14 protein-coding genes are annotated in these 21,176 nt (G+C 59.9%); 6 read left to right on the top strand and 8 right to left on the bottom strand.

The window, feature by feature from the left end; all coding sequences use genetic code 11:
- Nucleotides 1-38: 38 nt before the first annotated feature.
- The 3 genes from ROSERS_RS14665 to ROSERS_RS14655 are packed head-to-tail and all read left to right on the top strand — an operon-like array spanning nt 39 to nt 4,128.
- Nucleotides 39-1,088: a Gfo/Idh/MocA family protein gene (locus ROSERS_RS14665; RefSeq protein WP_011957561.1), complete on the top strand. Its 1,050-nt coding sequence runs from the start codon at nt 39-41 to the stop codon at nt 1,086-1,088.
- Entirely contained in the window at nt 1,082-1,513 is a 432-nt protein-coding gene (locus ROSERS_RS14660) for a hypothetical protein (RefSeq protein ID WP_011957560.1), read from the top strand. The genes ROSERS_RS14665 and ROSERS_RS14660 overlap by 7 nt, the downstream gene beginning before the upstream one ends.
- Nucleotides 1,504-4,128: a CBS domain-containing protein gene (locus ROSERS_RS14655; RefSeq protein ID WP_011957559.1), complete on the top strand. Its 2,625-nt coding sequence runs from the start codon at nt 1,504-1,506 to the stop codon at nt 4,126-4,128. The genes ROSERS_RS14660 and ROSERS_RS14655 overlap by 10 nt, the downstream gene beginning before the upstream one ends.
- Here ROSERS_RS14655 and ROSERS_RS14650 read toward each other — a convergent pair.
- The 3 genes from ROSERS_RS14650 to ROSERS_RS14640 are packed head-to-tail and all read right to left on the bottom strand — an operon-like array spanning nt 4,112 to nt 7,667.
- Nucleotides 4,112-5,476, bottom strand: coding sequence for a DNA-processing protein DprA (locus ROSERS_RS14650; protein WP_011957558.1), 1,365 nt, complete (start codon nt 5,474-5,476; stop codon nt 4,112-4,114). The two genes, ROSERS_RS14655 and ROSERS_RS14650, sit on opposite strands and share 17 nt — an antisense overlap.
- The gene (locus tag ROSERS_RS14645; protein WP_083763304.1) at nt 5,473-5,697 is read right to left on the bottom strand and encodes a hypothetical protein; all 225 of its coding nucleotides are present in this window, start codon (nt 5,695-5,697) and stop codon (nt 5,473-5,475) included. Before ROSERS_RS14645 ends, ROSERS_RS14650 begins: the two co-directional genes overlap by 4 nt.
- Nucleotides 5,694-7,667, bottom strand: a complete 1,974-nt coding sequence (locus tag ROSERS_RS14640; RefSeq protein ID WP_011957557.1) for a hybrid sensor histidine kinase/response regulator — start codon at nt 7,665-7,667, stop codon at nt 5,694-5,696. The genes ROSERS_RS14645 and ROSERS_RS14640 overlap by 4 nt, the downstream gene beginning before the upstream one ends.
- Before the next feature lie 774 nt (nt 7,668-8,441).
- Here ROSERS_RS14640 and ROSERS_RS14635 point away from each other — a divergent pair.
- Entirely contained in the window at nt 8,442-9,404 is a 963-nt protein-coding gene (locus ROSERS_RS14635) for an IS110-like element ISRfsp2 family transposase (RefSeq protein WP_011957556.1), read from the top strand.
- Nucleotides 9,405-9,628: 224 nt separating this feature from the next.
- Here the strand turns inward: ROSERS_RS14635 and ROSERS_RS14630 are convergent, their stop codons facing one another.
- Nucleotides 9,629-11,917, bottom strand: coding sequence for a GAF domain-containing protein (locus ROSERS_RS14630; RefSeq protein ID WP_041335490.1), 2,289 nt, complete (start codon nt 11,915-11,917; stop codon nt 9,629-9,631).
- A 222-nt stretch (nt 11,918-12,139) separates the two neighbouring features.
- Between ROSERS_RS14630 and ROSERS_RS14625 the strand changes: the two genes are divergently transcribed.
- Together ROSERS_RS14625 and ROSERS_RS14620 are read left to right on the top strand one after the other, a co-directional pair.
- On the top strand, nt 12,140-13,402 hold the full coding sequence (locus ROSERS_RS14625) for a glycosyltransferase family 4 protein (protein WP_011957554.1): 1,263 nt from the start codon (nt 12,140-12,142) through the stop codon (nt 13,400-13,402).
- A gap of 5 nt (nt 13,403-13,407) precedes the next feature.
- Nucleotides 13,408-14,619 carry a glycosyltransferase gene (locus ROSERS_RS14620; RefSeq protein WP_011957553.1) on the top strand — a complete coding sequence of 404 codons (1,212 nt, stop codon included), beginning with the start codon at nt 13,408-13,410 and terminating at the stop codon, nt 14,617-14,619.
- Between the two features lie 41 nt (nt 14,620-14,660).
- Here ROSERS_RS14620 and ROSERS_RS14615 read toward each other — a convergent pair whose 3' ends face one another.
- The 4 genes from ROSERS_RS14615 to ROSERS_RS14600 form a co-directional block, all read right to left on the bottom strand.
- Nucleotides 14,661-16,229: an arginine decarboxylase gene (locus tag ROSERS_RS14615; RefSeq protein ID WP_011957552.1), complete on the bottom strand. Its 1,569-nt coding sequence runs from the start codon at nt 16,227-16,229 to the stop codon at nt 14,661-14,663.
- A 470-nt stretch (nt 16,230-16,699) separates the two neighbouring features.
- The gene (locus ROSERS_RS14610; RefSeq protein WP_011957551.1) at nt 16,700-17,704 is read right to left on the bottom strand and encodes an amidohydrolase family protein; all 1,005 of its coding nucleotides are present in this window, start codon (nt 17,702-17,704) and stop codon (nt 16,700-16,702) included.
- A gap of 28 nt (nt 17,705-17,732) precedes the next feature.
- Entirely contained in the window at nt 17,733-18,152 is a 420-nt protein-coding gene (locus tag ROSERS_RS14605; RefSeq protein ID WP_041333752.1) for a metal-sulfur cluster assembly factor, read from the bottom strand.
- A 332-nt stretch (nt 18,153-18,484) separates the two neighbouring features.
- A complete protein-coding gene (locus tag ROSERS_RS14600) occupies nt 18,485-21,082 on the bottom strand; it encodes a metallophosphoesterase (RefSeq protein ID WP_011957549.1) in 2,598 nt (865 codons plus the stop codon).
- Between the last annotated feature and the right edge of the window lie 94 nt (nt 21,083-21,176).

Below are 21,176 nucleotides of genomic sequence, written 5' to 3'. Positions count from 1 at the left end.
GGTGACAGACGCTTCATTGCATACGGAGAAGCCGCCCCATGGAAGAAGTACGCATCGCTATTGTTGGCATGGGCATCGGTAGAGCAAATGCGCGCGGCTTTCTGAACACGCCGCGCGCGCGTATCGTCGCACTCTGCGACATTGATGAAGAGCGGATGCACAAACTGGCGACGGAACTGAAGATTCCTGAACCGCTCGCCTTCTACACCGACTACCGCGAGATGTGCCGTGACCGCTCGATTGACGCGGTGTTCGTCGGCACGCCCAACCAACTCCACGTCCCGGTTGCGCTCGAAGCCGTGCGCAACGACAAGCATGTGCTGGTCACCAAGCCGCTCGCAGATGCCGTCGCTCCGGCGCGCGATCTCGTTGCGGCAGCCGAGGCAGCAGGGGTAGTCAATATGATGTCGCTCTCGACCCGGTTTTCCCGCGAGACGCAGATCGTCGGCGCTATGGCAGCACGTGGCGAACTCGGCGAAGTGTACTATGCGCGTGCGCGCAGTGTACGCCGGAGTGGCATTCCGCACTGGAGTCCGGGGTTTGTTCAAAAGGGCGGCGGCGCCTTCCGCGATATGGGGGTGCACGTGCTCGACGCCGCATGGTGGATGATGGGCATGCCGCAACCGGTGAGCGCGGTCGCAGTCGCGGGGGCAAAATTCGGTCCGCGCGGCATTGGCTATTTCGATTATAAGCCACAACCGGCGCTGGCGCAACAGTATGCCGCCGATGACTACGCTGGCGGTTTCATTCGCTTTGCCAATGGCGCCGGGCTTCAGGTCGAAAGTTTTTGGGCGGCGCATCAACCCGACGATTTCCAGATCGAGCTATTCGGTACCGAAGCAGGCGTGCGTTGCTATAATCCGTTGACCATCTATCGCACCATCGCCGGTACGCCGGTGGACAGCACGTTCCACATTCCCAAAGACTGGGAAGGAGTATGGAATGCTATCGCTGCCCACTTCGTCGAATGCATCCTGGACGGTGTGCCATGCCAGGCGCCGCTGCGCCACGGGTTGATCGTGCAGGAAATGATGGAAGCTGTTCTGGAGAGTGCAGAGACCGGACGCGAAGTTGCGCTGTCATGGTGAATCGTGCTGTTATCGTGCGTTCAGCCCTCGTTCTTGCTGTCTGCGCCCTGATGTGCATTGCCGCCATCGGGGCGCTGCTCGCATTGCGCCCGCCGGTCATCCGGTCATATGAAGATCAGGTAGCCTACGCTTTGCGCGCACAGCGCATCCCCTACCAGCAGATCCGCTTCGGCGAGATGCACCCTGATCGGGTCAATCGCCAGTATGGCGACTATGTCGGACCGATCACCATCGCAGTCTATGTTACACTGAATGACGGGCGTGAAGTGGCAGGCTGGGTCGAGTGTCGCCGCATGGCGGAGAATTGCACCCTTTCGCTGCTCGACCTGGGTCTGCGACGTGCGCCGTTACCTGAGTTCAGCAAGCAGCGTGTCTGGCCCTGGATTGAATGGTTCGAACGCGCTGTCGCCGATTTATGGAACTGATCCTCACCCATAGCAATACCGATTTCGATGCGCTGGCATCGCAAATGGCGGCGACGCGCCTCTATCCCGGCGCACTGGCGGCGCTCAACCCGCAGTTGAACGAGAATGTGCGCGAGTTTGCTGCGCTGTATCGCGAGGAATTGCCGTTCGTCCGCATGAGCGATCTGCCGCGCGAACCGGTGACCCGCCTGATCCTGGTGGATACGTCTACCGTCCCGCGCCTGCCATTGCTGGGTGACACACCGATCCCAACGATCATTATCGATCACCATCGCCCTGAACGCAATCTCGCTCCCAACGAAGAACTGATCTACGCCGATACCGGCGCCACCACGACGATTCTCGTCCGCCGTCTGATGGAACATCACCTGCCGTTGACTTCTGTCGAAGCGACTCTGCTCCTTCTTGGCATTTATGAGGACACCGGCAACCTGACACTGCCCGGCACACGCGCCATCGATGCAGCCTGCGCTGCCTGGTTGCTCGAACGCGGCGCACGGATCGAGGCGGTTGGCGAGTTTCTCCGCCGTCCCCTATCGGCAGGTCAAGAGCAGGTGTTGCATCACCTCGAACAGACCATGCGCCTGGAAGAGATCAGCGGCTGGAGTGTGCTGTTCGCCTGGGCGCGTGTCGATGGACCGGTGCCCGAACTCTCATCGCTTGCCCATCGCCTGCGCGACCTGTACGCCCCGGCGGTCATCGTGCTGGCGATAGCAACCGGTGATACCGGCACGCAACTTATTCTGCGCGCCAGCGCCGATACGCTCGATGCTGGCGCGCTGGCGGCGCGGTTCGGCGGCGGAGGACATCGCTATGCTGCCGCTGCGTATGTGCGCGGTGTTGATGCCGTTTCGCTGCTGAAGCAGGTGGAAGCGGCAGTACGCGAACTGATGCGACCGGCATTGACCGCCGCCGACATCATGACCCGTCCGGTGCATACGGCGCCGCTCGATGCAACGGTGGCGCAGGCGGAAGAACTCCTGTTGCGCTATGGTCATGGCGCATTGCCGGTCGTCAATCACGATGGGGTTGTCCAGGGTCTGATCTCACGGCGCGATCTCGACCGGGCGCTGCGTCACGGGCTGCGCGACGCGCCGCTGGCGCGTTACCTGTGGCATGGACCGACGCTGCTATCGCCGGATGCATCGCTTGCAACGGTGCGCAGCGCACTCGCCGCCGATAACGGCGACCGCACCGGGCGTCTGCTGGTGGTTGACTCTCAGAAACGACTGCTGGGGATCATCACCCGCAGCGACCTGCTGCGCGCCTGGGCAGCAGGGCAGGTCGCAGGCACAAGCGATCACGATCTTGTTGGTGAGGCGCTGGAGCGATTTCTCGACCGCGACCTGCTCGCCATTCTCCGTCGAGCTGGTGCAATTGCGCAGCAGCGCGGCGCCGCGTTGTACATCGTCGGCGGCGCAGTGCGCGATATGATCCTGCAACGCACCCCCGATGATCTCGATCTGGTTGTGGAGGGCGATGCAATCGGTCTGGCGGAAGCGCTGGCTGCCGAATTGAACGGTACGGTGCGCAGTCATGCAGCATTCGGCACAGCGACATTGACCCTTGCCCGCGAAGAGGGACAAGCCCCGCTGACGCTCGATTTCGTTATGGCGCGCACCGAGTTCTACGAGCGCCCTTCGGCGCTGCCCGATGTTGAAGCAGCGTCGTTGCGCCACGATCTGCACCGACGCGATTTTACCATCAACACATTGGCGATCTGTCTCAACCCGACGCGCTATGGCTGGCTCTACGATTTTTACGGCGGGCGGCGCGACATCACCCGCAAGTTGATCCGCGTCCTGCACAATCTGAGTTTCATCGACGACCCGACGCGCATCTTGCGCGCGGCACGCCTTGCCGCACGTTTAGGGTTCACCATCGAGCCGCGTACCCGCGCCCTGATCGGCGACGCCCTCGAACAGGGAGTTCTCGGTCGCGCTACACCGCAGCGGATCATGCACGAACTGCGGCTGATCCTGGCGGAAGAATCTCCTGAGCCAGCCCTGGCGCTCCTCGACGACCTGGGCGTGCTGCGCGCGTTGCATCCTGCACTGCGATGGACAGACACGATCGCCGAATGGTTTGCCGTCGCGCGACAGGCAGCCTTTCCCGACACGGCGCTGCCCGACCTGTATCTGGCGCTCCTGCTCTATCCGCTGACCGGCGACGAGCGCGCGACGTTTGCTGCAACGTATCGCCTGCCGGCAAGTGAAACGCGCCTGCTGGCAGACATCACCCTGGTGCGCGAACGCCTGGAAACCCTGCTCGCTGAAGCGGAACACCCTGAGCAGCGGATCGCTGACAGCGCGATTGATCGAGCATTGCATGGCATTGGCACTGCCGCACTCCGGGCAGCGCAGATCGCGGAACCGCACACCGCTGCGCAAGCCATTCAGCGCTACATCGACCATCTGCGCGGCGTCAGGCTTGCAGTTGACGGAAAGTTCCTCGAATCGCTCGGATTGCGACCAGGTCCCCGCTTTGGCGAACTGCTTGCCGGGTTGCGCGCTGCATATCTCGACGGTATCGTCACCACACGTGAAGATCAGGAAGCCTGGATCCGCCAGGCAGTCGCCACACAGCACACGGACGACATCAGGCGTGGCGGGTGATCGGGGAAGCGATGACGTACCGCGTTGGGCGGGTCAGGCGCGCAACCAATCCTTTCTGCACGGCGCGTTGCAGCCAGGCGCGCGCCTGCGTTAGCTCAATGCCGCAGCGCTGCGCCAGTTCGCGCTCGGTCTGCGCCGCATACAGCAGTTCGCGCTCGGTCTGCGCCGCATACAGCGCCTGCTCCAGATATGGCCAGACAATCGGAAATAGATCGACGGTCGGCGCGGAGGTGTTGGCTTCGACAGCTGTCAATTCCAGCACCTGCTGTTCCGACGACAGATTGGTTTTGGTTTGATCGCCAGCGGACGCCGTCTGTTCTTCTGCATGTCCGCCATCTGACGCACGAGCATTGGAAGATGCAACCATGCCGTTGCCTGACAGCACATGTTGAGGTGTGGTTTCATCTGCCAGGCGTTTGAAAAGATCGTGCACTGACTCGCCAGCACATTGGTTTTCACTGAATGGCAACGCACCCATATCGCGCAGACGTTGGTTGCCTGGCAACGATTCATCATCGATCCAGACAAACAGCGGAACCCAGCGTTTTGTCAGATTTTCAACAGCGCCGCTCCACGCGCCACCCTCACCCAGCGCTGCACTGACCACCAGCGCATAGTCGCTCAACGCATAGATATACTTGTTTCGTCCCATCGCATTCCCGACAGTAAAACCTGCTTCGGGATCACAGGCTGATACCAGGACGAGATTGCCGTTCCGCACAGCCTGACGATAGTTCCTGCCAACCGCTGCCTTCAAGAGACTGTCTGCCAGAACGCCGATCACAACACCTCTCGCATCGAGCGCCGCCTGCATCGCCTCGCTATCAACCCCGCGCGCTGCACCGGAGAGAACAGGCATACCCTGACGTGCGCACATACCGGCAATCCGACGTGTAAAGGCAAGTGCGTGCGCAGCACTGTTGCGTGAGCCGAGAATCGCCAGCCCGCCCTGTCCGAGCAATTGTCGATTTCCAGCGCCGTACAACAGCGGCGGCGCAGTGCGTCCCAGGCGTGTCTTGAGGCGCTGTGGATAATCTGCATCGCTCCTGCTCATCACCCATAGCCCTTTGTTGACCCATTTTTCAACTGAGAGCGCAAGCGCACCGCCACGTGCCAGCAGCGCCGTCAACCGTTCCGGGTTTACCGGTACATCGGGCGATGTTCGCAGAGCGGAGGCGCCGTCTGGCAGCAACAGATCACCCGGACGCATCTGATGGGCATACAACCAGAGCGCCAGCGCATGATATTCTGTCGGACTGAGCGGCGCCGCTCCTGTTTCGTGTCTGCCAAACGTCCCGCAGAGAAGCAGAATAGCCTGTGTGTCGGGACGAAGCTCAACTCCGGTCATAACGCTCCCCTCTCATCTCGACTGCACCAGCGCCAGCGCCAGCGGAAAGACCGGACCACTGCCGGCTTCCCGCAACAACCGGTGCGTTGCACAACGAGCAGGCGCGCCTTTCGCTCAACGAGATCGGCTATTGCTTCCCACTGACCATCCCGAAAGGTTGCAGCCGGATTGTTGAGCATCCGCTTCAGCAGTTGTCCAGCGTATCGGTGCAGCTCCATCATCCCACGCGCACTCCTTTCCGGATCACTCCCTCCAGGCATGCCTTAAGTTCTGCGATATCGAATGGCTTGTACAGAAAGCCATCTGGTCGCAGTTGCGCAAAACGTTCCGCCAGTTCTTCACCCGCGTACCCGCTCATCAACACAATCGGCGCATCAGGGCGTATGGCGCGCATCATCTGAAGCGCCTGCGCTCCACCTATGCCTGGCATGGAGACATCGAGCAAGACACAGACTATCGAGTCGGCATTGGCGCGGAACAGGTCAACACCCGCAACACCATCAGACGCCTGCAATGTCGTGAAACCCACATGTTCGACCATGCGCGCCGCCACCGAACGCACCGTCGGTTCATCATCGACGATCAGCACAAGGTCCTGCATTGCATGCGCGGCTGATCGTTGATCGACCGGGGGAGCAGGGGCGAAACCCGCAGACGCAGATTGGACCGGAGATGCCTGATCGTCGAGCGACTGAACAATCGTAACCGCAGGAGCGGTCTTCGTCTCAGGATACTCCTGTGCAGTCGGAATGAACACGCGAAAGACGCTGCCCTGTCCAGGAGCGCTTTCCACCTGAATAGCGCCACCGTGACTGCGCACGATCCCCAGTGTTGCCGCGAGTCCCAGACCACGCCTCTCTTTTTTGGTTGTGAAGAACGGAACAAACAGAAGGTCCCGCGCATCCTCGTCAATTCCGCAACCGGTATCGCGCACCTCGATGACTGCGTAGCGCCCGGCGCGCAGATCGGCGCCGACAGTGTCGCGCGGCAGATGGTCTGCATCGAACAGGCGCTCACCTATCGTCACCGTGATCTGTCCCACGTCATCATTGATCGCATCGACGGCATTGTGGATCAGCGCGACAATAACCTGTCGCAATTGTGTGCGGTCGAAGCAGACCGGGAGCGGTCCTGGTTCGAGCTGATAGTTGATTGTAATAGTCGCAGGCGCAGCGGTGTCCAGCAGTGTCTTGAGATCGTTGAGCAGATGACGCACATCGATCACCTCGCGCGCTACCTGACCGCGCCCGGTGTACGCCAGGATCTGTCGCGTTATCTCGGCTGCGCGCTGGGCGGCAATTTCAACCTGCTCCAGATACGCGCGCGCTGGCGCGTCTGCCGGAATATTGAGCAGCGCCAGGTTTGTATTCCCCAAAATGCCGGACAACAGGTTATTGAAATCGTGCGCCAACCCGCCTGCCAGTGTACCCATGCTCTCAAGACGCTGCGTTTCCTGCATAGCGCGTTCCACCGCCAGGCGTTGCGCCTCGGCTTCACGTTGTGCAGTCAGATCGAAAAAAATCACCAGAGTCTCATGCGGTTCGCCAGCCGCGTCGCGTATCAGCGTTCCTTTGACCTGCATAGGGATCTCTCGACCATCCCTGGCGACGTAGCGCTTTTCGACCGACGCTTCGCCATCGATGGCTGCGATCAGCGCACTGTGCAGGCGAATGTGCCGATCTTCGGGGTGGGCGAAATCATTGATCATCCGTCCCTTGAGCGCATCGCGCTCATACCCCAGCACGTCGCAGAGACGTTGATTGAACCACTTCAGACGACCGTGAACATCGGTTATTGCCATCGGCGCAGGAGCGCGCTCGAACGTGCAGCGAAATCGCTCTTCGCTCTCCTGCAATGCGCGCGCCATTGCGCGCTGACGGCGCATGACACGATAGACGCTTTCACAGATCAGGAATGCTGCCGTCGTGGCAGCTGCCGCTGTTGTCGCTGATCGGTTGAGGTCTGGAACAACCAGCGGCAGAGTTATCGCCGTCACTGTGACACCAATGCCGATAAGGATCAGGTACATGCGCCAGGGAACAAGCATGGCGCTTAGAATAACGGGCCAGATTAGAATGAAGAGCAGGAAATCGTACCCACGCAGCGCAATGACCAGCGCACCGAGCGCCAGTGCCAACGCCGTATAACCGGCGATAAAGAGTCCTGGACGGGATGTGATCTGCTGTGCCACACGCTTGCCTTTCCGACACTGTCCTGCCAATAGGCGATAGCCGATAGCCGATAGGCGATGGTCGATAGGGTTGCCTTTGGAGTTCGCGTTCCGCGCAGGCGGGCTTCGCCCTGCCTGACCGAGGGCTTATGGTCTTTGAGGAAATAATCCGCCATAGCCCGCGCAGGCGGGCTTTGCCCTGGATAGCCGAGGGCTTATGGTCTTTGAAGAAATAATCCGCCATAGCCCGCGTAGGCGGGCTTTGCCCTGGATAGCCGAGGGCTTCAGCCCGACGGCCAGCGCTCCTCTCGGCTATCAGCTATCAGCTATCGCCTATCGGCTATTCATTCAGCCCGACGGCACGCGGCGCATACCGGATTAGATTCTCAATCTCCATCAGCCCGACGGCCAGCGCTCCTCTCGGCTATCAGCTATCAGCTATCGCCTATCGGCTATTCATTCAGCCCGACGGCACGCGGCGCATACCGGATTATAGCAATTCTCAGATATATTGACCCTTGTCCGGGTCTGCCGTGTCGCGCGAGACGCCCGCTTCCGGCGACGGGTGCAGTCCAGTCCAACCGGCCGTGTGAGCGCTGCGCTCCTATCTCCGCGCCTTCGCGCCTAGTATAATCTAACGGGACACGGTATACCGTTCTGCGCCAGGTTCACGAGATCGCCGCGGAGTGTTGGGTAGCCGTGTCCTTCAACGCGACCAAGCCGAACAGTTATCTGGGCCCTCAAACCCGCATATGCTAGCAAGGCTGGCGCCGTTTTCCTCAGGAGGTTCTGTGTATGGCTTCCCGTGAGTCGCTCTTTATCGGCATTGATGTCTCCAAACAGACGCTGGATGTGGCGTTTGGCGCCGACCCGCACGCGCCACGCGAGACGATACCGTCTACCGACGAAGGTGTCCAGCTCCTGGTCACGCGACTCCAGCGCCTGCAGCCGACCCTGATTGTGCTGGAGGCGACCGGCGGGCTGGAGCGCATGGTGTTCGCCCAACTGCTCCAGGCTGGCGTGCCGACGGCGCGGGTGCAGCCACGCCGCGTGCGCGCCCTGGCGCACGCGGAAGGACGCCAGGCGAAGACCGACCGCCTGGATGCCCGGTTGCTCGCCCGCTTTGCCGAACGGGTGCGCCCGCCGCACCACCAAGCGACGGACGAGCAGCGCGCATCCTTGCGCGACCTGCTGGTCCGGCGGGAGCAGGTGATTCAGATGCGGACGGCTGAGATCAATCGGTTGACGGCTGCCGCGCCGAACCTCCGTCCGGGCATCCAGCAGCATATTGATTGGCTGGATCAGGAGATCCGTGCGCTTGAGCAGGAACTCGACAACGAGGCGGAGCGCACCGACGAGGTGCGCCGGAAACGGGAGCTGCTCGAAAGCGTGCCCGGCATCGGCGCGATCACCGCACTGAACCTGCTGCTCCGCCTGCCCGAACTGGGGACCATCAATCGCAAGGAAGCGGCGGCCTTTGTGGGCGTTGCGCCGTATGCCAATCAGAGCGGCGCACAGCACAAACCCCGGCATATCTCCGGCGGCAGGAGGGATGTGCGCAGCGTGTTGTACATGGCGACCCTGGCGGCCACGCGGCGCCGTCTGGTCAGGCGCGCCTTCGATCAGCGCCTGTGTCAAGCTGGCAAGCCGCGCAAGGTCGCCATCGTCGCTGCGATGCGCAAGCTGCTGACTATTCTCGGCGCAATATTGCGTCAGCAAAAGCCCTGGGATCCGGCTGTGCATACGAGCGCCCCTTGACAAGCAACACAGTTACTCCGCGTGAGCCGGTCCGATGCACACAGAGACGCGGAGCACGCGGAGAGATGTCGCACGAGGCGTCTGCTTTCGATGGCGTGTTCAACCCTGTTCAACAAGACCAATCTTTGTGAGAACTGCTATACATGCTCAATCTTCATCAGCCCTGCAGCAAGGACAGACCACCTTCGCTCCGTGGTAGCCAGCGCAGCCGATTGCCCTGCGACTCACACTGATTCGTCCGGCTTCCCGGGCGAGAGGAAGATAGTACTCACCCGGGGCGGCGACATATGCGGCGCAATATGGGGGCAATGACCGGCCGCATCACACATGTCACACCAGATGACCAGACGATCCTTTCCCTGCTGTTTGGCGTAGAGCAACGACTGATCGGCGCAGGCGATCAGCGTCTCGACATCCGGCGTCCTGATACGCTGACTCACCGCTGCGCCAAAACTCGCGGTGATGTGCACGTCGCCGCGCTCGGTCGGTATCGCGCTCATCAGACGCGACCGCAGGCGTTCGACGACCCGCACAACTCCGCTGCAATCGGTTTCGGGCAGCAGCACAACAATTTCCTCGCCGCCATAGCGAGCAAGCAGGTCAATCGAGCGCAGTTCACGGCGAAAGATGCTGCTGACCGCCTGCAACACCTGATCACCAATCGGATGACCATAGCGATCATTAATCTGCTTGAAATTGTCGAGATCGGCAATGAGCACCGACAGAGCGTGATGATGACGCCGCGCGCGCTCATATTCACGTGTCGCCGCGCTGAAAAAGTAGCGCCGGTTGTAGATGCCCATCAGTGGATCGGTGATTGCCAGATGCTGCACTTCGGCGAACAAACGCGCATTCTTGATGGCAATCGTCGCCTGCTGCGCAAATATGCTGAGCAGACGTATGTCGTCGTCGGTGAACACCCGCTTGAGATTGAAATCGCCAGCGCTCAGCGTGCCGATCAATTCATCACCGGACAGCAGCGGCACACCAAGGACATTTGACGACGGCATTTCCTGAAACAGCGGCGTGCGCCCCTCCCATTGGTTGTAGTCATAGACCACGAGCGGCTGGCGCGTCTGCGCTACTCTGCCGATGACGCCTTCGCCGGGCGCAATCCGCATACCGGCGTAATCACGGTTCATACCGACGCTGTAATGAATCCGTAAATTGTTCTGTTCTGGATCATACAAAGCGATCATTCCGTGCGTGACGCGCAGCAGGGCTATTGTCCGCTCAACGATTGCCTTCAGCACCGTATCGCGATCCAGATTGCCGGTAATATCGGTCATGATGTCGTACAAGACATCGAGTTGCTGCACTCGCCGCCACAATTGTTCATAGAGCCGGGCGCGCTCGATGGCGACGTTGATGTGCTCCGCCAGTTCGGTCATCACGCGCAGATCGTCGTCGGTCAACACTACACTATCGGTGCTTTCGATATTGAGCGCGCCAATGACCCGATCCTGGTCGCGCAGCGGTACGCAAATCTCCGATACGATGTTGTCCATCACACCGATGAAATCCGGGTCGCTGCGCACATCGGCGATCAGTGTCGCCCGACCGCTGAGGATCGTGCGACTGATGACGCCTCGACCGAAGGGAATGCGATCCAGTTGAACAGCATAGCCTACCTGATGCTGGAGCGCCAGTTCGTCGCCGTCGCGCAGATAGAGACAGACGAGCGAGTATCCAAATGTTGCCGCAATCGACTCAACGACGGTACGAAACAGGGCGGGCAGATCGATCTCACGTGCCATGGCTTCGCGCACCTGCCCGATCAGGTGCAACTCCTGCGCCTGCCGTCGCGTGACGGCATAGAGATCGCGCATCCGTTGCTCATTCGCGCGCACTTCGTTCTCGATACGCCGGCGTTCTGCCAGTTCCTCCTGCGCGATTGTATAGAGACGCGCGTTATCGATGGCAATTGCTGCAAGTTCGGCGAAGCGCATCAGCAGTGTCACGATCGACTCGAACCCTTCCAGGGTCGGCGTATCGTAGGAAACGCCCAACACCCCAATGATCGCCGATCTCAATCGCAGCGGCACGGCAATGACCGTCCCGAAATCAGACGTATCGATCGAGCGCACCCGTCCTTCCCAGTTGCGGTAGTCCTCAACCATCATGGGCGCACCGGTTTGACAGACACGTCCGCTGATACCTTCACTGATTGCGATCACGCTGCCGCGATTCCGGGCATGTTTACCGATGCCGATCTTCATCTCCAGCAACGTGCCATCGGGCGACAGCAGATCGATAAACCCGTCATTCGCTCCTGCCAGACGCGCTGCATGCATCATGATGGTTTCAAGCACATCGTTCAGGTCGAGGCGACTCATGATCGCCAGCGCCGTTTCGTGCAATACCGCGAAATAGTCAGGGGAATCTGTGCGAGATTCGCCAGAAGAGAGATGGTCGGTGTGCGCCGTCCTCTGAAGACGCTGAAGTTCGTCCTCAAGTTCGCGCATACGAGCACGCAAGGCGTTATTCTCAGCACGGAGCGATTCGAGATCCATAGTGGTTTCTACAGGTGACGGCACGGATACGAGGTGCGCCAGCATCTTCACACAGGGACAGGTGCGCATTCCGCACTCTCATTGTAACAAAAGCTTATCACACGACCATTACCTCTTCTTCAACGTGCGTTGTGAAAACTGTATGCGAGAGTGTGGTACACTCCTGAAGCATGCAAAAGCATTCATCTCTGTCACGCGATCATTGTGATAGATTAACACACTATGACAATTCTCTACTTCATTCCCCGTTACGATCCCGCGCTGATGGGGAACCGCATCCATGCCGAGGTCATAGCTGCCTGGCGCGCAGAGGGGGTCGATGCTGAGGTGATCACACTCACCGCTGGCATCTCCCGTCTGATCAGCGAAGTTCAAGAAGGTATCCTCGTTCATCGTCTGCCGGTGAGTTCGCCCCGCGCCTTAAAAGTGATGAACCATGCACTGGCGTTGCCGACCGGGTATCCGTATCTGGCAGGGGCGCTGGTGCATTTCCGACGGTTCATTGCCGCGCGACGGTACGACCTGGTGCATATCGAAACGGCATTCCCGCTTGGGTTCATCGCAGCGCTGGCGCGGCGTCGTCACTGCCCACCATTAGCGATCACACTGCCCGGCGCCGATATTATGAGCGTGCCGGAGTTCGATTACGGGTATGGGCGCTTTCTTGCGGTTCGTATGATCCTGCCGTTCGTCTTCCGCCAGGCTGCTGTGTTGCGCGCCGATTCGCCGCAGATCCGTTCGCTGGCGGTGCGTCTGGGCGCTCAGCCCGCAAAAGTGACCGCTATTCCCTATAATATTACTGCCGATAGTTATCCGCCTCCTGGCATAGACCTCGACGCATTGCGTCAGCAGTGCAGAGCCGACATCTGTGCGCGCTACGGTCTCGACCCTGCACGTCCAATTGTTGTAAGCCTGAACCGGCTCCATCCCTTCAAAGGGATCGAATATCTGGTGGAAGCCATTCCATATGCGCGCGAGGGCGGGATCGATCTGCAGGTCGTGATTGTGGGACCAGACCGCAGCACGAAGCGATTTGGCGACTATGGCGCATACCTGAAGCAACGCGCGCAGGAACTGGGCGTTGCGCCGTTCATCACATTCACCGGCGGCATTCCGCATGATCAGACAATGGCGCATCTCGCAGCCGCCGATACGGTCGTTGTTCCCTCGGTCGCCGAGTCGTTCAGTCGGGTGGTGGTCGAAGCGGCAGCGGTCGGCGCCCCACCCATCGTCACCCGCACTACCGGCGTCAGTGATTATGTCGCCGAAGCGGATTGCGGGATCGTCGTGGCGCCACGCAGCGGCGCCGCCATTGGTGAGGCGTTGGTGCGGTTGCTTCGTGACCGGTCGCTGTGGGAGAGGTATGCGCAGCGCGGACCGGTTATGGCGGCAGCGTTCAATTCGCAGACGATCGCCGGGCAATTGTTGCGTCTCTACGAGCCGTTCCTGTCGGGCAAGAGCGTTCCTTCCACGCACAAGGGGTAATCCCCATGCGCATCTGCTACGTCGCCTATCCCAACAGTCTCAAACTGCGCTCTGCCAATGCCGTGCAGACGTATGCCACGCTGCGGGCGCTCAAAACGCTAGCGCCGGACACACTGGCGATTGTACCGCGCATCGAATCCGGTCTAGGCGCGTTCGACGGGTTGGCGCTCCACCTGCCACGCATCGGAATCGGTCGTCTGTCACGGGTCTATCGTTCCACCCTCTGGTACTATGCCGAGCGCAGCGCCTATGCCTGGATGGTGCTGGCGCTGCTGACCTGGCTGCGCCTGGCGCGTCGCCAGCGCTTTGATGTCATTTATGTGCGTGAAGTGATCTGTGCGCTGTGGCTCGCGCTGCTGGCGCCGCGTCTGACCGGCGCGCGCGTGGTGTATGAGGTGCACGATCTGGAAAGCCGCAACCCATCGCGCGCGAAAGAAGGCTGGGCGCAACCGCTGCTGCACCTGATCGACCGCCTGACGCTGACGCGCCCTGCGGCATTGACGTCACTCACCGCCACGTTCCGTGATATGCTGGCATCGACTGGATTGCGTGACCCTTGCGAAGTTGCTGTGCTCCCCGACGCCTACGATGAAACACGCTACGCGCCGCAAGACTGCAATGCCGCCCGACGGGCGCTTGGTCTGCCGGATGAACCCACGATAGTCTATGCCGGGCTGACCTTCGCTTACCGTGGGGTTGACCTGCTGCTCAACGCCCTGGTTGACACGCCAGGCGCGCGCCTGATCCTGGTCGGCGGACGCGACGCCGAACGCACGGCGCTCGCCGGGCAGGCGCAGCGTCTGGGGATCGGCGAGCGGGTGACGTTCATCGGCACACAACCGCAGGATCGGGTGCCGCTTTACCTGTCCGCCGCCGATGTGCTGGTCATTCCCGATACGGTCACCGACGTAACGGCGTCGCCGTTGAAATTGTTCGAATACATGGCGATGGAACGTGCAGTGGTGTGTCCCGATCTTCCGGCGCTGCGCGAGATTACCGGAGGAGACGGCGCACTGCACGTTCCCCGCGGCGATGTTGCGGCGCTGGCGGCTGCGCTGCGCACCCTGCTCGACGATTCTGCGCTGCGACAGACGCTGGCGCAACGCGGGCGTGAGCGCGTGGCGCCCTACACCTACACATGGCGCGCAGCGCGCCTGATTGCCGTGTGCGAGCGGGTGGCGCAGGCGCGCGATCGGGTGTGTATCAACGAAGTGTAGCGCCGTTGAACGCAACGGCGCCCGGTTATCCGTAACGACATTCACATATGCCGTGCCGCACTGCCGTAACGCGGCGGCGGCGCGCCACGCGGCATGTTCCGCCGTCGCGCCGAACGGAGCAGGCGCAAAGGCTCGCGCACCACCCGTCGCTCCACCGGTGCACGCACCGGTTGATGCACCGGCAATTCCAGTGTTTCACAGGCATACCCCAGCAGCGCCATAATCTGTCCCAGGTTCTGGGGCGCAACCTCGCGCACCACCAGTGCGTCTTCGTCGCGTTCGATAATAATGCGTCGCATTTCCGGCGTCAGGCAGTGATGCGCCCCACCCCGCCCGGCAATCATCTGCTGGTAGGCGCCGACGCCAAAGAATGCGATCTTTTGACCAGGATAGGGATCGGGCAGCAACAGCGGCGGCGCTCCCGGTCGCGGGAAAAAGTCGTCACTGTCGCACGTCAGGCGACCGGCAAGGCGCACCGGGCGCACCGGACGATCCCATCCATCCAGCGGCAGGATGATGAACTCCTGACCCGGCACGATCAGGCTATCAGGCAGCGACACCATCAGGCTGCCGTTGATTAACACCCAATCCGGCGCATCACCCTGCCCACGCTTGACCCGTCCGACTTCCATGATGAAGACATTGTGCGACGCAACGGTATAGCGACCAAACTCGCCAACCAGGGTTGGTTGCGGCACATTATGGGCAGCGCAGGTCGACGCCAGCGTGCGCATCAGGCGCTCGAGAAAACCGACGTAGTCAAAACGAAAATCGAGCGAATAGGCGGACGTCGGCATGCCGCCGCCAAAGTTGAACAGCATCAGCGATGGCGCCTGCTGTCGCAGGCGAGCATACGCCTCAGCCGAACGCGCCAGCCGCATATTCCAGCGATCGGCATCCTCGATCTGACTCCCAACCATTGCGTGGTACATCACCAGGCGGTGCGGCGTATGGCGCAGTCGTTCCACAACCTGCTCAATCTCGTCCGGCGTCAAGCCAAACCGTTCACCACCGGGATGATCTGCATCGACATCGGCAGGCGCGTGGCGCTCCCGTACACCGAGCAGCAACGGTTCGCGGCACATCGCCAGCAGTGTCTCCAGTTCGTCCAGGTCATCGATGACCGGCACAACACGCGCGAAGCCAGCACGACGCAACGCACTGATCGCAGCCAGGTAGGCATCGTCCTTCGAGCCGTTGCAGAAGATGTATCGATCCGACGGCAACACTCCCTGCTGCCACAGGCGATGCGCGATAGTCACATCGGCGGCTGCGGAGGTTTCGTAGTGGGCGCCAGCGCCGATGGCAGTGCGCACAACCTCTTCGGCAAAGTTGGCTTTCGTCGCATACGCATAGATAAAACCGCCGACATACCCGCTCCGCATGCGCGCGTCGTCCGCCCATGCCAGCATCCGCTCGATCTGAAGCGTGATCTGCGGGCAATACGCGACCTCTAGCGGCGCGCCGTAGCGCGCCACCATCGCATTGAGGTCTATCTGATCCGCCAGAAGCAATCGGTCGCCACGACGGCTGATGAAATCGTTGATCTGTCCTTCAGGGCCGACGCCATAACGGTCGGTGAACGCGGTGACGTAGGGCTGCCCATTCAATTGGAGTGAACCTCCTTCATCTGCACGAGGCTGGCAGAAGCGCCAGCAAAACGAGTCCAGAACATGCGACCAGACTCACCCGGCAGACAAGGGGACACAAAAAACCCCCGCACATTCGACGTGCGGGGGCGCATGCAACAGAGGTTCGTCAGAGGAGACTATCTCGAACGGCAGGCGCACACCCGCACGCCGGGGAGTGCATCGACTCCGGGCGCGACAGGTCGCGGCAGGATAAGTTGGCTTTACCGTCCATACACTCTTCCTGAACGCTCTACCGGGACCATCCGTTCATGCGAAGATGAACCGTTCTCTGATGGCGCTCCAAAAATCACGCTGCATCCTTGCGCGGATTTTTGCCGGAGAGCACGAACACCTATGGCGCACAGGCGCCAGGAACGTATTGTAGTGGATTCTGGCGTGATGTCAAGAGGGAAAATGACCCTCATCCCACCACACATCCCAACCGAAATCTACGCTGCCAGCCCCAGGCTGCGTTTCTTCTCCTCGACATCGATCCCGTGGAGACGTGCCAGATTCAGTCCGAGGATCTTCTTCTTCGCCTCCTTCGTCAACTGCCCGCATCCATACCCCTGCACGATGTCGTCCGGCAGTTCAAACTCCCAGAACGCTTTCAGCGCGCCGCGCGGATGCCAGATCGGCGTCTCTCCGCCGTAGATGATTTTATCTTCGCCGCACCAGAAGAGCAGTTTTGCCATGGTCTCGGCAAAGACGCGCGGTGAGCGCACAACAAAGTTGACTGTCGCCGCAATCGAAGCGTAGAGGTTCGGATAGCGCACCAACTGCCAGCAGATCTCATCGATGAACGGTAATCCGACGTGGAAGATAACGAAATTGATCTCCGGGAACCTGGCAGCTGCGCCGTCCATGTCCCACGCCTGGGTGTGTTCAACCGGTTGCGGTCCCAGCGGAACGCCTTTGTGGACTCCAATGATGTTGACACCCAGTTCGAGCGCCTTCTCGAAGACCGGAAACGCCACCCGTGGATCGTCCATGCGCCACGGGAACGGCTGACCGTAGTCATAGCGCACATTGTAGAGTTTGAACCCACGGGCGCCGTACTCCTTGACCTGAATCTCCATCAGATCGAGCGCCTTCTTTCCTTCGAGCGGGTTGATCGATCCCCAGAAGATCGTCCGATCGGGATATTTGCGCGCCATCGCCGCGCACTTTTCCCAACTCGAAAGCCCGTCCTTGAACAGATCGGTCAGCGGCAACGGCTGCGCAATGATCATGTCGGTGGGGCTTTCGTCGAAAACCATGCGCGCGATTTCATCCGCCGTCCATTCGCGCATGTACTCTTCACGGGTGAGAGTCTTCTCGCCGGGAGCGTTGAGCACCTGATGAAAGGCGTACAGATGCTCGATGAACATCTCCCCCGGCTTGCCGAACGCATTGGACTTATCGAAGTTGAAGACGTGGCACACACCGTCGAACACGAACGCATCATCAATCATGGCAATCCTCCTCAACATCGCCGATACGCTACCGGTCCGACTCATGAAGGCGTTGATCGCGCGCCAGGCGCGCTTCACGGAGCGGCAGGAGTTGTTCCAGCGGGAGTTGGAGCCGCTCACGCGCTGTTGCTGACAGACGATCTGGTGACCAGGGAGTGTTCCAGGTGATCTGGACGTTGACCCCCTCGACACCTTGAATGCCCCTGACTTCCTCCTCCATCATTTGCAGCAGATGAAGCGAAAAGGGGCACCAACCCGTCGTCAGAATGATGTCGATATCGACCTGACCACCCGAAACCCGCACCTGTTCGATCAGTCCCATGTCCACGACGCTGACCTGTCGCTCTTTGCAGCATGGGTCATAGCAACGCTGAAGGACGGTCATCACCTCTTCCACAGACACGGGGGTTTGCGTTCCTGGAGAATCAGCGGTTACACCTTCGACCATGGACACCTCCTTGTGCTAAACGGCAAGACGAACCACACGACCATCCTGACGAACAGGGTGGCCAGCGATCAACACGTGCGCTACGCGACCGATGCCATGTTTGTGTATGCCTCAAGGGCGAACGTTTCTCTTGCGGCGCGGAGATATGCCTGACCAGCATAGCATGTACCGGACAGGTGCGTCAAGATGTATTCTGGCTGACATACGAAACAGATGATACCGCAACTTGATAAGGGAAGGAAGAAATAATAAGACAGCGTGCGGAAGCCAGTCTCCCGCACGCTGGATAGATATCATCCTACATCGTCGTCACATCCTCAAGCGTGATCGCCTTACCGATCACCACCGCCAAAATGATCGAAGGCGGCGTTACTCGCTTCGTGGAAGAACAACCCGATGCGACCACCGCGATTGACGTACAATCCGCCGACTACGGTGGTTGTATCAGCTACCCCCATCGGTACGTAATTCACATACACATGCACCGAGCCGTCTGCCAGCGCGCGTGCACCGAGCACATCACCCGCTTCAAGGGTGATATTCGAGAATGTTTGAACCTGATACCAGCCCCAACCGGGCCGCAACGCTTCGACGACGATCTGGCGTTTCACTGCATCGTAGGAGACCAGAATGGTGCCTTGCGTCGCATTCGCGCCACGCCCTTTCAGCAGCAACGTGTGATGCTGACTGTTCGGATCGATAGTGCTCAAGGTCACGAAGGCTTCCTGGTTGGCGCCGAACTGCTGACGCCAGAGTACAGCGCCGCCCTTCTCGACATCGACCTGGTTGCCGGAGATGCGGTACTGGTCGGGTTGTGTCGCGCCGATCCAGTCGCGTCCCAGGCGTCCATCGGCGCGGTCGAAAGCGTCCCGAAGAGGAGTCGCCGGGAAGACATCGACAGCAGCAGGCTTCAGGAAGAACTCATCAAACTTCACTACCGCGCTGTCGGGTTTGCGCGTGTCGAATGCATAACTGCTCACTGCACCGGTGGCAGTGTCGAAGATGGTGAAGACGGTCACATTATTGCTGTCAACGAAGGGCCAGTTGCGATCAGTTCCTTCCATCTCACGCATCGGGTTGAAGAGGGTCGGCATGACCGGAGCGCGATTGTGAGGGTCGCCAGCGCGCGGATAGTCAGCAGGACTCCAGCGCGGGTTCGGACCGGTCACCTCGTTCCAGAACGATGTCGCCCAAGGCACGCGACTATCTTTCCATCCCGGCAGATAAGCGCCGAAGCTGTTGCCAACATTCGAGGTTTCGATGTAGTGAACCTGCCGTCCGTCGGCGCCTTCGACGATCGTGCGGTTCCAGACATGTGAGTGGGCGTTGTGAACCATCTGGACGCCGTGCTCGAGTAACAACGGCTCGATCTGATTTCTCCAGATATCTTTCTCAAGCGGATACTCGATGCGTATCTCAGTAATCGCGCGGGCATCGACAAGCGGTTGGATCTCGCTTTCCCACACCTCATAACTGACGGGCCAGACAAACTTCTTCTCCCCCGAAACGCCGCCGTCGTTGTAGATAATAGTTGTTTCGGGGTTGGCCATCACCGGAACGGAGTTGTCGCCAAGACCAAACATGGTCTGATGTGCCAGAACAATCCGGTATTTTGAGGATTTGAACGCTGGACTCTCAAACTGCCGCACGAGCCAGGCATACTGATCCGAGGTCGAGTCGTAGGTTTCGAACCACATATCGCCGAAACCCCACTCGCCAGGATTGTTCAGTTCGCTGGAGAACTCGGTATACTTCCCACGCGGGCTAAAGCGTGCGCTCGTTGGTCCTTCCTGCAGATTCCAGGTTCGCCAGACGCGCGAGACATTCATGGAGATTACAAAGACATCACCGATCTTGTAGGCATAGTACGACTCGCCAGCAGGTCCGTCATCCGGGAGTGTCCACACTTCGAAGTAACTCGTAAAGTTGTAGGAATTGTCGGTGATCCACTGCTCACGGAAGACGGGATCATTGGTGGGATTGAAGTTCGGGTCGCTCCTCTTCAACTGTTCGTAACGGATCTCAGCGAACCATCGCGGTTGCGGGTCGTTGTCCATAAAACTCAGGTTTGCCACCTGTGTGCGTCCATTCAGTGTGAATTCGGCGTTTGGTCGCCAGCGTCCAGGCGCTTCGTGATTGCCGATCGCGCCAAACAGTGGTGCGTGCTGGAGAATCTCACCGCCAGTGTAGGGGAATTCTGGGAAGATTTCCCGATATTTACCCTGGAGTGAAGGGAAGAATGCTGGTCGGGCATTGAAAAACGCCGGACGATTCGGATCATAGCCCGGATTGGCGGGGTTATTGACGTTGCGCCAGTTTGGATCGAAGCGATCAAACCACTCTGAGGCGCGGCTTGGCTCGTCAACGAAATCACCTGCGAAGAAGACCGCATCCACTCTGCCGACTGTCTCGATCACTTTCTGGAAGTTGGCGGGTGACATCAGGCGATTCTGCTGATCGGATGTGAGCAGGATTTTCATCGGTGTTCCAGGGGTCGGCAGTGGTTGAAGGGTAAACTGCCTGCTGGTAACGCTGTTGCCTGTATCATCGATGCTCGTGACCGTATACGGAACTCGCACATTTGGGATCAAACCAGTAGCGATTGCCTCATGGCGCCAGATGGGGCGCTCGGTCACCCTCGAGGGCGATGGACGACCCAGAATGCGCGAACTGGCATCTTCGTACATGCGCGTCATACGCATGGTAGTCGCTTCAGCCGTGTGTCTCAGTCCTTCGCCATAGCTGATGAAGTGGCGCTGACCTTCAAACTCTGTGAACCAGACCACTCGCACTGTTGTAGCTGTCGGCAACTGCAGGAAGGGATCGGTCAGCAGGCGAGGTCCTGTCGTTTGAGCAGCCAGACCTTGAGGCGTCATTGCCAGCGCCAGCATGTACAGTGCCAAAAGAACGATCATAATGTTGCGGTACATGTTCCCTCCTCATCTCTCACGACACCATCCAAACCAGGGCGCCTGCGAAACAAACCTGCGGCTGTTATGACAGAACAAAGGGGGGTTGCTTCAG

The sequence above is a fragment of the Roseiflexus sp. RS-1 genome, assembly GCF_000016665.1.
Taxonomy (GTDB): Bacteria; Chloroflexota; Chloroflexia; order Chloroflexales; family Roseiflexaceae; genus Roseiflexus.
Note: the sequence above shows the minus strand (reverse complement) of the source record. Positions and strands in the feature narration are given on the sequence as shown.

What these genes read in the sequence shown, in the direction of transcription:
- ROSERS_RS14665 (WP_011957561.1), top strand. Translation starts at nt 39, where the DNA reads ATGGAAGAAGTACGCATCGCTATTGTTGGCATGGGCATCGGTAGAGCA.
- ROSERS_RS14660 (WP_011957560.1), top strand. Translation starts at nt 1,082, where the DNA reads ATGGTGAATCGTGCTGTTATCGTGCGTTCAGCCCTCGTTCTTGCTGTC.
- ROSERS_RS14655 (WP_011957559.1), top strand. Translation starts at nt 1,504, where the DNA reads ATGGAACTGATCCTCACCCATAGCAATACCGATTTCGATGCGCTGGCA.
- ROSERS_RS14650 (WP_011957558.1), bottom strand. Translation starts at nt 5,476, where the DNA reads ATGACCGGAGTTGAGCTTCGTCCCGACACACAGGCTATTCTGCTTCTC.
- ROSERS_RS14645 (WP_083763304.1), bottom strand. Translation starts at nt 5,697, where the DNA reads ATGATGGAGCTGCACCGATACGCTGGACAACTGCTGAAGCGGATGCTC.
- ROSERS_RS14635 (WP_011957556.1), top strand. Translation starts at nt 8,442, where the DNA reads ATGGCTTCCCGTGAGTCGCTCTTTATCGGCATTGATGTCTCCAAACAG.
- ROSERS_RS14630 (WP_041335490.1), bottom strand. Translation starts at nt 11,917, where the DNA reads ATGGATCTCGAATCGCTCCGTGCTGAGAATAACGCCTTGCGTGCTCGT.
- ROSERS_RS14625 (WP_011957554.1), top strand. Translation starts at nt 12,140, where the DNA reads ATGACAATTCTCTACTTCATTCCCCGTTACGATCCCGCGCTGATGGGG.
- ROSERS_RS14620 (WP_011957553.1), top strand. Translation starts at nt 13,408, where the DNA reads ATGCGCATCTGCTACGTCGCCTATCCCAACAGTCTCAAACTGCGCTCT.
- ROSERS_RS14610 (WP_011957551.1), bottom strand. Translation starts at nt 17,704, where the DNA reads ATGATTGATGATGCGTTCGTGTTCGACGGTGTGTGCCACGTCTTCAAC.
- ROSERS_RS14605 (WP_041333752.1), bottom strand. Translation starts at nt 18,152, where the DNA reads ATGGTCGAAGGTGTAACCGCTGATTCTCCAGGAACGCAAACCCCCGTG.
- ROSERS_RS14600 (WP_011957549.1), bottom strand. Translation starts at nt 21,082, where the DNA reads ATGTACCGCAACATTATGATCGTTCTTTTGGCACTGTACATGCTGGCG.